The 11,249-nt window shown below is 58.6% G+C and carries 10 protein-coding genes and 2 pseudogenes; 1 reads left to right on the plus strand and 11 read right to left on the minus strand.

Features of this window, described 5'->3' with window-relative positions:
- A pseudogene (locus IBX54_RS08525) lies at window positions 1–254 on the plus strand (glycosyltransferase); the annotation flags it as partial.
- Window positions 255–335: 81 nt separating this feature from the next.
- Here the strand turns inward: IBX54_RS08525 and IBX54_RS08530 are convergent.
- From IBX54_RS08530 to IBX54_RS08580, 11 genes and pseudogenes are all read right to left on the minus strand, one after another.
- On the minus strand, window positions 336–2,117 hold the full coding sequence (locus IBX54_RS08530; protein WP_296542243.1) for a cytochrome c3 family protein: 1,782 nt from the start codon (window positions 2,115–2,117) through the stop codon (window positions 336–338).
- Window positions 2,114–3,160, minus strand: a complete 1,047-nt coding sequence (locus tag IBX54_RS08535; protein ID WP_296542244.1) for a hypothetical protein — start codon at window positions 3,158–3,160, stop codon at window positions 2,114–2,116. The genes IBX54_RS08530 and IBX54_RS08535 overlap by 4 nt, the downstream gene beginning before the upstream one ends.
- On the minus strand, window positions 3,157–5,367 hold the full coding sequence (locus tag IBX54_RS08540; RefSeq protein WP_296542245.1) for a hypothetical protein: 2,211 nt from the start codon (window positions 5,365–5,367) through the stop codon (window positions 3,157–3,159). The genes IBX54_RS08535 and IBX54_RS08540 overlap by 4 nt, the downstream gene beginning before the upstream one ends.
- Window positions 5,364–5,705 (minus strand): cytochrome c3 family protein, encoded by a 342-nt coding sequence (locus IBX54_RS08545; RefSeq protein WP_296542246.1) that lies wholly within the window; start codon window positions 5,703–5,705, stop codon window positions 5,364–5,366. The genes IBX54_RS08540 and IBX54_RS08545 overlap by 4 nt, the downstream gene beginning before the upstream one ends.
- A complete protein-coding gene (locus IBX54_RS08550) occupies window positions 5,702–6,364 on the minus strand; it encodes a c(7)-type cytochrome triheme domain-containing protein (protein ID WP_296542247.1) in 663 nt (220 codons plus the stop codon). The genes IBX54_RS08545 and IBX54_RS08550 overlap by 4 nt, the downstream gene beginning before the upstream one ends.
- Window positions 6,365–6,511: 147 nt before the next feature.
- The gene (locus IBX54_RS08555) at window positions 6,512–7,447 is read right to left on the minus strand and encodes a hypothetical protein (RefSeq protein ID WP_296542248.1); all 936 of its coding nucleotides are present in this window, start codon (window positions 7,445–7,447) and stop codon (window positions 6,512–6,514) included.
- 260 nt (window positions 7,448–7,707) lie between these two features.
- Window positions 7,708–8,877, minus strand: coding sequence for an SMP-30/gluconolactonase/LRE family protein (locus IBX54_RS08560; protein WP_296542249.1), 1,170 nt, complete (start codon window positions 8,875–8,877; stop codon window positions 7,708–7,710).
- Window positions 8,878–8,938: 61 nt separating this feature from the next.
- Window positions 8,939–9,112 (minus strand): DegT/DnrJ/EryC1/StrS family aminotransferase, encoded by a 174-nt coding sequence (locus IBX54_RS08565; RefSeq protein ID WP_296542250.1) that lies wholly within the window; start codon window positions 9,110–9,112, stop codon window positions 8,939–8,941.
- 23 nt (window positions 9,113–9,135) lie between these two features.
- A pseudogene (locus IBX54_RS15245) lies at window positions 9,136–9,369 on the minus strand (WxcM-like domain-containing protein); the annotation flags it as partial.
- The gene (locus IBX54_RS08575) at window positions 9,366–10,265 is read right to left on the minus strand and encodes a nucleotidyl transferase AbiEii/AbiGii toxin family protein (protein WP_367141821.1); all 900 of its coding nucleotides are present in this window, start codon (window positions 10,263–10,265) and stop codon (window positions 9,366–9,368) included. The pseudogene IBX54_RS15245 and the gene IBX54_RS08575, both read right to left, overlap by 4 nt.
- Complete coding sequence (locus IBX54_RS08580; protein ID WP_296542251.1) at window positions 10,196–10,837, minus strand: hypothetical protein; 642 nt, start codon at window positions 10,835–10,837, stop codon at window positions 10,196–10,198. Before IBX54_RS08580 ends, IBX54_RS08575 begins: the two co-directional genes overlap by 70 nt.
- Window positions 10,838–11,249 lie beyond the last annotated feature (412 nt).

Below are 11,249 nucleotides of genomic sequence, written 5' to 3' on the forward strand. Positions count from 1 at the left end.
TGGCCGGCGAGCAGCCTGTGGCGCGCCTGTGTGCGGCGCACCTGTCGCGGGTGGGCCTGAGCGAATTTGTCTGTCAAAGCGAAGACGACTACCTGCACTGCGCCATCAAGTTCGCCAACGACCTGCCCGCGCTCGATGCGGTGCGCCAATCGCTGCGCGCGCGCATGAACGCGCCCGAATGCCAGAGCGCCGCCATCACCCGGCAGCTCGAAGCCGCTTACCGTAGCATGTGGCGCACATGGTGCAACGCATGACTTCTGCAGTCATGGATTGCGTCACTGCGTTCGCAATGACGGGGCTGTTCACAGCAAGCGAAGCGTGGCGATCCATTGCGCCTACGGATACTTGTTGACACCCTGCTTGTGAACCATGCCGTGGCAGGCCAGCTGGCAATTGCCACCTTGTATCGTCTTGGTAAAGCTAAGTCTACCGTTCGGATCAGGCTCCACCACCTTGGCGCCGTTGGCATCGAACAGCATGAAGTTGATCAGCCGTTGATTCGATTGTGATCCATGCGCATCGTGGCACACCGCGCAGGACGCCTGGGCCGTTTTGGTGGGGTCCAAGTGAATCGAATGCGGAAATCTTCTGGTGTTCGGGTCCAGCAGCACGTTGCGATCGTGGCATTTGTAGCACATCGCAAATTCATCGGCCGACTCCAAGATCAGCCCACCACCGGCGTTGTACTTGCGCTCCAGTAGCGGCTCATTGACGGAGCCGTGCGGCCCGGCGGGATTGTTGCCACCGGCAGTCCACTCATTGTTGTTATGGCAACTGCCGCAGCCAATGCGGCTCAGATACGTCAGCCCCAGGCCTGTGACAAAGCTCTCATCGGGGATGGTCAAGTTTTTGCCCGCCGCCGCCACCGGATGGTAAGACGCGTTGGCCGGGTCGAACTCCAGCCGCACATTGCGCTGATTGTCCTGGCGAACGATCCGCGGGGTGGTGGCTTGGCTCAGGCCTTCGCCGTGGCACTTGTAGCAAACTTCTTGCTGAAAAGTAGCCACCGCCACCGGGCTGCCAGCCTGATTGATGCCGCGCACACCTTTTAACGGCCCGCTGACGTTGGGCACGGTAGCGGTGCCGGCATCGGCCGCGTGAGGGTTGTGGCAGTCAACACAAGCCACATGGCGGGGCATCAAACTGGCGTCTTCCTTGGGCTCGTGGATCCAGGGGTCGGTGTCGATCGGGTGGCTCGACGGCTTGGTAAATTCAAGGGCCAAATTAAAGTCTTCATTGGCCACCTTGCCGTTATGGCACACGGTGCAATTGTCTGTCTCGCCGACTTGCGCCAGCAAGCCCTTGCCGTGCCCAGCGGCATGGCTTCGATGGCAACTCATGCAGGCATTGTCTTGCACCGTGTCGTAGCCGCCGCTCGGCCAGGGGTTGATGTCGGTGCCCTCAGTGCCGCGCCATTTTTTATCCGAGGTGGCGTGGCTGGTGTCGGCCCAACCTGTGGGCTGGTGGCAGGTGGTGCAAAGCGCGCCCTTGATCGGGTCAAAGCGCATGAACTTGGCGCGATCGATATGCGCATCATGGCAACTGGTGCATTGCACCTGCCCGCCCACGTCCAGGTGCAGTTCTTTGGGTGCCCCCTGCGGGTCCACCAACTCACCGCGATTGGCAGCCAACTGACTGTCGTAGGTGAATGAGATGGGGTGGTCATTGGACAGGTCGGTGCCAAGCACGCCAGTGCCGGTGAGCTTGCCCACCGTGTATTGCACACCGCCTGGCGGACGCAGCAGCGTGCCCATGGCCAGCGTGCCATCGTGGCAAGACAGGCACAGGCGCGAGCTGCCGGTGGGTTGCGTCGGCACGGCCTTGAGCGTGGAACTGCTGTACAAGGTGTAGTTGGCCGCTGAGAGCGCCCGGTTCCACAGCGCCCGCGACGGGTTGGCGTTGTGCGGCGTGTGGCAAAACGTGCAAAGCCCTGTGGTCTCGGTTTCTGGTACCTTGAAGTTGCCCGGGCCCGTTGACGTGAAGTTGTGCCTGGTATTGGCAAGCCCGTCGCCGGCACTAACGGTCGTTGCCCAACAGAGCAGCACCACAAGCAACAGTCCCACCAGTGCAACGGGCCACACGATGACTGGATGGGCTTTGTCTCGATGTGTTGTCATTTTGTTGGCTCCTTTGCCGTTGCAATCACGCCCTGGAACACCTGCACGCGCTGGTTGTAGGCATCGGCCACATACACCTTGTCTTCGGCTGAAATAAACAGGCCACGCGGCAGCGTCAACTGGCCCGGCTGCTCGCCGCGTTCGCCAAAAGCCAGCAGCAACTGGCCGCTCTGGTCAAAAATTTGCACCACATCAAAGAGCGCATCGACCACATAATAGTGTCCGTTAGCGTCCACTGCCACGCCCTTGGGCGCAGCAAAGTCGCCGCTGCCGTTGCCCTGATGACCGAACTTCCACAAGAAATCGCCACGCTGGCTGAGCGCCTGAATGCGAAAGTTAAGCGCGTCGGTAACAAGCAGCGTGCCATCGGCAGCCAATGCCATGTGCGTGGGGTGATTGAACTGGCCAGGCCCGCGCCCGCTCTCGCCCATGTGACGCAGCAGGGCACCATTGCCGTCAAACACCGTAATGCGGTGGCGCTTGCTGTCGAGCACATACAGCCGCCGCGCGGCCTCGCTCCAGGCCAGCGCTGCCGGGCGCTCCAACCCCTGCGTGGCAAACTCGCGCAACAGCGTGCCGTCGCGGCCCAGCAAAAACACCTTGGCCAGTGCCGTGTCGGCCACAAACACGGCGCCGTCAGCCCGCAGCGCCAGTGCCACCGGCGACACCAGCGCCGCGCCGCCAATTTCTTTCAGTTGGGTTACGCGCTTGTTCGGCCGGTCCAGAATCCACAGCGACTGCGCGCCGGGGTCGGCCACATACAGCACGCCAGCCGCCTCGGCCACGGCCGATGGCCGCACAAACTGCTGTGCGCTGGTACCCATCAAGGCGTCACCCAGGCGCTGCAGCCAGGTGCGCTCAATGCCCCAGTCCTGCGCACCGGCCACACTTTGCAGGTAGCGGATGCGGGCTTGCTCAGGTGCCTTGGGCCAGACCAGCGCGGCCAGGCTGGCGGGGTCAATGGGCGGCGTGGGCACAGGCGTGCTGCAGCCGCCAGCCAGCAGCAGCAGTACCAGGAGCCAGTTTTTCAGCAGCTTGATCAATAGAATTCTCTCAGGACATTAATTTGAAAGTGCTGACTGTTGATCGTGGTGCCCCCGCTTTGCACCTGCACGAGCGATACATTTGCATTCATGATGATTTTGCCATAGCGCTTGCTCGTATTTGCGCCAAGTTCTGCGGCTGTCTGGCTGGTTCTTGTGTCATCGCTTCGGGTTTTCAGCGCCGCAAAGGCACGATTCTGCCAGCCAGTGGGGGTGCGCCAGTCAAGGGCGCCACGCAATTCGCGCGTCCCGCTCTGGCGCGCCGTCCTTGGAAAATAAATGTCACTGGCGTTGGCACTGAGCCCGAGGCGCCAGTTGTAACTGTTGTAACTCCTGGCCATTGGACGCCATGACAGGTTGGCACTCAAGTTGCGTGAATCGTAGTCCTGCAGCGTGGCGCGGTACCTCTCGAAATTTGCCGAGCCCGTCAGGTCCATTTGGCGCACCCGGCTACTGCCCTGCAGCCTCAACCTGGTGGTGTCCTCCTGCCGCGGGCCCCGAGACTCGATGGCTTCGCGGTGCGTGTGCCTGGCGTTGGCAGATGTGTTGACGCCAAGCCAGACACCTCGAAAATTAAGCCAAACGCTGGTCGTGTCAGTGCGGGTATCGCGCACAAATTGGACTTCCCCGGCCAGTGGCTCGAATTCTGATTGCTGATGCTGGTATGAGGCCCCGAACCAACCATAATCGACCGTGGCACCATAACCCGTGTCGAGGGTTTGGTAAGTCGCGTCGGCATCAACCTGGTAGCTATAACTCACCTCGAGCGGGTCGCCCGGCAAAATCGGCTCGGTGGTTGACCCGGCAATGGCACCCGCCCCGTAAATGGGTTCAATGCGGACGCGGTCGCCTTCCTCCACAATTCTGTATTCTTGACCCTCAGTCATCAGTTTTCCAGGCAAGCCATCGCGCAGATTGAACACCACAATGCTGTTGCGAATGACAAAAGAATTTGCCAGCAAAAAACCTGGGGCAGCCATGGGGGGTGCAATATGCGCTTCGCCAATGATGTCGATGCTGCCGCTGCGCAGCGCGTTCGTGACGTGACTGTAGCTACCCGACCAGCTCAGGCCCAAACGCCCCCCGCCGGGCAGGCCATGAGAATAACCTTGGGCCACCGCGCCACCGTAAGAAGACCAGGAACCATTGGGCGCAGAACCCTGATTGACGTTCAGGCTCACCGAGCTGTTGAGGTTCTGGTACAACTGATGCGACAGCGAAGCCGTGCCAATGTGCTCACTGCTGACAAAGCCTGTTGCATCGCCATCGTCGTCCCGGTCCAGCCGATTGAACTCGTAGGTGTATTCGCTTGACAAGTTTCGGTAATGGTCAATGTGCAGCTTGGCATCGGCTTCCAGCCTGTTGTTGGGTAACCCGCCGCTTGTGGTGCGATAGACCACGCCGGAATTAAACTGGCGGTTGAGTCCCGGGCCAAAGTCAACGCTGTAATTCAGCGTGGCCGTCTGGCTGCGCGGGTTGCTCTGCCGCTGCAGCGCAGTTTCGCTTTCTGCAAGAGAATAATTAAACGCCAAGTCTGCGTTGATAAAGCCCTTGCTGGCCGCGAAGTTCAGCGTGCGTTGCGAGCTTTCGTCTTGTGAACTAAAGTCCAGAAAGCTGGTGGTTGACGAACGCTTGCTCTGGGCCAACCCCAATGAGGCGCTGAACCACCGAAAGCCCCAATCTGTCAGCACGCTTTTGTCGGTGAGCACCAGTTGGAGACCCAAATTGTCAGTGACCCCTGTGCTGCGCGCGCCAAAGGACTGCTGTGTTTCGATTTGCTGACGGTTGGCGTAAAACCTGGCTCTGTAGGGTTTTTCCTTCAGAAAGTCGGCCTCGAACTTGTAACCAAGCCACTTGTTTGAATTGCCGCTTTCTGCAACGCTGTCGTTCGCGAACGTGCTGCTGAGATCGAATTGGTTAAGGCTGAGACTCAAGCCAAGGTTGATCGTGACCAGGCGCGGGTCCAGCACATACAGCCTGCTGCCATTGAGATAGAAGTTTTCGGACAGGGTCTGTGACGAAGAATCAGAAGCAGTGCCCCGGTCAGACTCGGCCGTGGTGTTGGCCTGTAGATAGCGCAGCCCGAGGCCCCCTTTCCAGCTACCGCGCCCAACTTGCCAATTCAGCGCCGCCGATGCAGAGGTGTGCAGCGCAGCAAAGATCAGGATCAGTGTGAATAGGACTGGCGAGCCAGGCAATAGCCTCATTTTTTATGACATCGGGCACAATAATCAAAGCTTACGCCAAAGGCCAAGCCGGGCGTGCCATTATGACAGGCACCACAGTATTTGCCCTGATCAATCAGCGACATGGTGATGGCTGCACTGCCCAATTTCATCTCAAAACCCATCGTCTTGTTGTGACAGACATAGCACTTGAACTTGACGCGGTGCTTCCAGTGCGAAAAGATGGCCGGCGGAAAGTCTTCGTCGCCCGTGGTTTTGCGTTCAAACCGCAAGTCGCCAAGCATCGGCTCGGTGGCCATGGCCAAGGCGCCGCCAAGCAGCCATGCCAGCGCGATGAATGAGCTGAGGGTGCGTTTCATGATTTCTTGATGGGCTTGTGGCAACCCTTGCAGCCCGAAGGCTGGGCCAGCGCCACCTTGTCGTGGCAGACACCACAGTACTGGCCGTCGTCGATGGCGTCCATGGTGATCTTGGCGGTGCCAGCCTCGCGTTTGAATATCTTGCTGTGGCAATTGGTGCAAGTGAGCCACTGGGTGTGCACCTTGTGCGAAAAAATCACCATCCGATTGGGTTTACCCGAAGTGGCGAGCTCGATGTCGTCATCCATGGTCTTGCCAATATCCTTGTCCTTGTCATTGATGACGCCTCTGGGCGCAATAAGCTTGCTCTCGAGCGCAGCCGCCCAGTCGATGTTGTCCTCGTCGTCTTTGGGCAATTGCTCAAAAATTTTTGGCCAGTCGGGTGGCGGCCCCGCTTTGGCAATGGCCTCGTATTTTTCCAGTATGGCCTTGGGCACAACAAATTCAGGTGGCGGCGGTGGCAGGCGGCGCCGGGCTTGGCGCGGTGGTGGCTCCGACGACTGCGCCTGTTCCGGCGGCGGTATGTCGAACAGCATCGCCATCAAGGGCGAGGAGCTGCTGCAGGCCGCCAACAGCGGCAGCAGCAGGGCCACCTGCACTGCACGGCACCAAAAAAGGCGTGACCGGGCAGCCCAGGCGAGTGGTTCAGAATAAGCCATGGCAGCTAAGACTTGTAACTAAAAAGGCATCAGACAAGAAGCATCTGCAAATGGTTCCGCAGTGCAATGAAAAAGGGCGCTGACCCGCAAGTCAGCGCCCCTCATGGTAACGATCAAAAAACGCCTGAAGCAGTGCTCAGGGGTTGCCTACAGTGCTGGGGTACCTACGGTACCGGAAACTGCATCACCCTTGCTGTGGCATTGCACGCAGATATAACCATCTGCCACTGACGAGCCTTGCGCCTTGCCGCGCAACATCCAGTCGTCCACAGTTTGCTTGTTGTGCGGGTCATGGCATGACGAGCACTCAATACCGGTGTTACCGGCTGCAACACCAGCCACCGGGGCATTCGTGCCAACCTGCTGGTATAGCTTGACATACGAATTCTCAGCACCGGCAATGACCCTGTATTTACCAGTTCCGCCTTCTTTACCGCCGCCGACCGTGGTCGGGCTCACTTGGTGAGCATCGGCGGGAGCCCTGTAATCAGCAACAACTGCTTGGCTGGTAACACCGCCGTAACTAGCGTCTGGCTGGTCGGGGTATGGCATAGCGACGGGGTGATTGCCCTTCATACCAAGAGCGCCACCCGAGCCGATCACGAATTGCGGCCTTGCAGCAGTCTCGGCAAAGGTGACGCCATCGTAATCAGTGGGTTGGTCACCGACTTTGAAGCTGTTATAGACAACGTTATCTTTTCCCTTGTACCAGGCGACGTCACCAATAGCGACTGACGCGTCGTGGCAAGCCAGGCACTTGACCGATGGGCCTTTGTTGGTTACGCCCTCAATTTCGGCATAGGGCGTGCCGGCACTGGTCTTGGCTTCATCCCAAGTGTAGGTTGTGGCTACTGCGCGCCTGTTCCACAACAGGGCCGTTGTGACTGCGCTGTGCGGCGTGTGGCAGTAAGTGCACAGACCGACTGTTACGCCTGGGCCGCCTGCTTGTGCCCCCAAGAAATTGCTGCGGTTGACGAAATCGTGACGGCCGTTGATCATGCCAGCGCCACCATCCGAGGCAATGGCGGCTCCGCAGGTTGCCAGCGCCAAGCTGACAGCCAGGACACTCTTTAAAACTTTCATGACTGAATACTCCTAGGTTTGAATTAACTGTCCTGGTACAACCCCGGACGTGAACATACAAGCAAATAGCGGGCCAACTGCTGCTGCCACTGGGGAACTGCCGCAAAAAGACGGGCAAGGCATGCCACTGGAGGCAAAATGGTTTCGTTTTGGTAACCTGCTTCAGCAAAAATCTTGCCCAATGTCACCTTTTTGTAACCTCAAGAAAAGGGGCGCTGACAACAAAGTCAGCGCCCCGGCGGCAGGTGTATGCCAATGGTTTATTTGGCGGGTTCGGTGGCCTGGTTGTCTTCGGCCTTGGTGTTGACGAGTTGGTACACATTGACCCGCTGGTTGATCCCATCAGAGACATAAATGCGGTTTTGCCGGTCGATGGTCATGGCCGTGGGGTTTTGCATGAGCCCAGGGTAGGTGCCTCGGCCAGCAAAGAACATCAGTATCTGGCCCTTGGGGTTAAATATCTGGACATTGCTCCAGGCAGCATCGGCCACGTAAACATTGCCAAAGGTGTCGGTGGCAACCCCCTTGGGTTTGTCAAATTGGCCGGGGGCCGTGCCGCGTTTGCCAAAGATCTGGACAAACTTGCCGTCAGGGTCGAACATCTGCACGCGCGAATTGAGCGTGTCGGCCACGTACACATTGCCTTTGGCATCCACGCTGATGAAGGTGGGAAACAGGAAAGAACCCTCGACGTCGCCAATCTGGTTGCCGATTTTGCCCAGCAGTTTGCCCTGCAAATCAAAAATCTTGATCCTGTGCTCTTCGGTATCGACCCGACCGCTGTCAACCACATAAAGTTTGCCGCGCGGGATGTCGATGGCCAACCCGACAGGCCGGTTCATGGTGGGGTCGGTAATGAAGTTCAGGGGCTTGCCCGTGGGGTCGAATACGCCGACGCCCTTTTTGAAGCTCTCGGCCACGTAAATGTTGCCTGCGCCGTCCAGCGCAACGCCCATCGGCCCACCCAGCGGGGCGCTCGGGCCGCCAATTTTCAGAAAGCTTTTTTTCTCGAAGTCAAAGCCGAATACCGCCAATTGGGTGTAATCGGCGACATAAAGACGCTTGCCGTCTTCAGACACGGCCAGCCCCATGGGGTCGACAATGTTGTTTACGGAAGAAGTTTCGCCTGCCAGAAAGTTGAGCATGCCCTGGCCGACGCTGCTGTCAACGCCCGCGTCTTTGTCACTCTTGAGCGTCCGGATGAACTCGATGCGGGCTATTTCAGGTGGTTCGGGCCAGACCAGGCGTTTTTCGTCTTTCGCCACCTCAGTGGCGCAACCGGCCATGAGCGCCACCAAGCCTGCCAGCGCCAATGCGGTCGCGGCACGCAACAGGCGTTGCGCGCCGTGGCGGCCTTGGCGTGGCGGCGTCAGTGGCAGACCGCTTGCGGGTACCAGATCAGTCTCATGGGCTTGAAGTAGGTCATTCATGTTGGCTTCCAAAGAAAGTTGCGAAAGTGCTATTTTGCCTTTTTCTGCCGGGCAACTTGTTTCAGGCGGCAGCTTGGTGTGCCATGACAGCCGCCATGATGTGGGTCAATGCGTGCTGACTGAGCTGAGGGTACATGGGCAGGCTCAAGACCTCGCGGTGCAGTTGCTCGGCAATGGGAAAGTCGCCGCTGCGGTAACCGGCATCGGCATAGGCCGGCTGCCCGTACAGATGCACCGCGATGATGGCACCACGTCAAAACTGCCCGACATGGCGATGATGAATTCGTGCAGGTGCTTGTGCGCGTGCGAGCCGCGCTCGGAGCCGCCCGGCACGTCGTAAATATAGTAAACGCGCCGGCACCGTGACCGTAATGGCGCACAGCGGTGCCAGCCAGGTGGGCCAGCCTGACCACTTCGACCAGCCCCATCACCAGCCCTATGCCCAGCGCGTACTGCGCGCCATACACCAATCCATGACTTTTGCGCGGTCACGCATAACGGACCATGGCACTTAACTTAAGAAAATAGTCGCGGGACCAAATTTTGAGCTGGTCTGGCTCGCGAATGAAGCGAACGACATCCTCGCGTGCCGAATCAACATCGAGGCGCCCAATCCGCTCACGCAGCAAGTCACTGAACTGCGCCGGCTCCAGGGTGTCGGCTTGTATGTGACCACTTTGCCGGGCGCGCTCAAGGAAATGCTGCAGACTCAGCGGCGTACCTTTTCTGACATACCACTCGAAATCAAACCAGTCACGCCCCTTCACCCGGTTCTGCCACTGCCGGTACAACAGGGCGTGCATCTTCCCGGCGAACAAATCGGGCAATGAAAAACACTTGACGTAAAACGAGTACGGCTGAATCAGCAGGTTCTCCTGCGTGGAAAAACGCAAGGGTGGATCAGTATCCACCTCGAACTTGATCTTGATGGTTCTTTTGCCCATCACCTTCAAGTCATACACGGTCGAGTTGTTTTTCAGGAAGGCAGAAACGATACCGGTCTTTGCGGTCTTCTCCTTTTCATTCAATTCGACCTCAAACCCCAAGGCAGCAAACTCCTGCTTCAGGCTCCTGAAATAAGGCGCGAAAGAAAAATCCGGCTGCGGGTGCAGCAGTGAAAAATCAAGGTCTTCTGAAAAACGAGGCAGACCGTGGAATATGCGCAAGCAGGTTCCGCCATAAAACGCTGCCTTGTCAAAAAAGCCGCCACGGTACAGTCCGGCCAGCGCAATTTCCTGCATCACCTCGCGCAAGGCCTGGACGGCATCTTCTTGCGTGCCCGCTGTGTACTGCTGCAACATCTGTTCCACCACACCGCTCATTGCATCGCCTCCACGCATTTTTGCAGCGCAAGCAAATGCCGCGGCTTGAGCCCGATTGCCAAGCATTGCCGGATCACGGTTTGGTCCAGCCCGCGCACCGCCTCGGGCTCCAGGCGGAGGTCTTCGAACAAAAACGCACGCATACTTTTGCCGCTGGCCGCCTGGAGCCTGCGGGTCAGCACCAGCTTGTCGCAAACGGCTTTGGCCGGGCTGGCCATCAAGAACGACAAGCCATCCGGGCCCGCCTCCATCCGCACCCCGATCGCAAACCACGCAAGCGGCACATGCGCATAAGAAAAACGGCCCAGGGGCGTATCAAAAAGCCGCCCCCGTCGTGACGTGACCGAGCTCACCTCCCGCACGCCCTCCGGGATGAGTCCATGCCAGCTCAAGGCAAACTCCAGCGACACATAAGACGGCCCCATCAGCACATTGGCCAGCAAGGGCAAAGAGACCGGTGCCGTGCGCCAGCCGTTGCCCAGCACATACAAACCCCGGCGCAACTGTACCAACTGCCCGTCGGCCAGCCAGCGGGCAATCTTGTCGTTGGGGCGCTTGTAATCGTGCAACAGCGGCAACAGCGAACCGTGGCTGAACGGCACGCTACCAAACGCGCGGACTTGTTGGTCGAGGTTCATAAAAACTTATTTGTGCATGGATAATCGGTATTTATTCGATTATCCATACAAAATATCTTAAACGCGTAAGAACATCGTCATTGCGAACCAGCCCCGTCATTGCGAACACCAGCCCCGTCATTGCGAACGCAGTGAAGCAATCCATGTCCCCGGACTGCATGGACTGCCGCGCTACGCTCGCAGTGACGAAGTCTCTGTTCAAGGTCCGTGTGCGGTACCGGGCCCGATTCGGGGGGCTCGCAGTGACGGGTGCTCTGTTCATGGTCTGTGTGCAGTACCGGTGGGCTCGCGACGCTATGCGGGGCGGCGCGCTTCGATGTAGATTTCGCTCAGCAATATAGCGCCCAGCAGCACCGCCTGGGTCTTGAAAGCAGCGCGGCAACGTGGCTCTGATGTGATTGGCATGGTCAAA

This window comes from Rhodoferax sp., from assembly GCF_014859475.1.
GTDB lineage: Bacteria > Pseudomonadota > Gammaproteobacteria > Burkholderiales > Burkholderiaceae_C > Rhodoferax.

What these genes read in the sequence shown, in the direction of transcription:
- IBX54_RS08530 (WP_296542243.1), bottom strand. Translation starts at nt 2,117, where the DNA reads ATGACAACACATCGAGACAAAGCCCATCCAGTCATCGTGTGGCCCGTT.
- IBX54_RS08540 (WP_296542245.1), bottom strand. Translation starts at nt 5,367, where the DNA reads ATGAGGCTATTGCCTGGCTCGCCAGTCCTATTCACACTGATCCTGATC.
- IBX54_RS08545 (WP_296542246.1), bottom strand. Translation starts at nt 5,705, where the DNA reads ATGAAACGCACCCTCAGCTCATTCATCGCGCTGGCATGGCTGCTTGGC.
- IBX54_RS08550 (WP_296542247.1), bottom strand. Translation starts at nt 6,364, where the DNA reads ATGGCTTATTCTGAACCACTCGCCTGGGCTGCCCGGTCACGCCTTTTT.
- IBX54_RS08555 (WP_296542248.1), bottom strand. Translation starts at nt 7,447, where the DNA reads ATGAAAGTTTTAAAGAGTGTCCTGGCTGTCAGCTTGGCGCTGGCAACC.
- IBX54_RS08560 (WP_296542249.1), bottom strand. Translation starts at nt 8,877, where the DNA reads ATGAATGACCTACTTCAAGCCCATGAGACTGATCTGGTACCCGCAAGC.
- IBX54_RS08575 (WP_367141821.1), bottom strand. Translation starts at nt 10,265, where the DNA reads ATGCTTGGCAATCGGGCTCAAGCCGCGGCATTTGCTTGCGCTGCAAAA.
- IBX54_RS08580 (WP_296542251.1), bottom strand. Translation starts at nt 10,837, where the DNA reads ATGAACCTCGACCAACAAGTCCGCGCGTTTGGTAGCGTGCCGTTCAGC.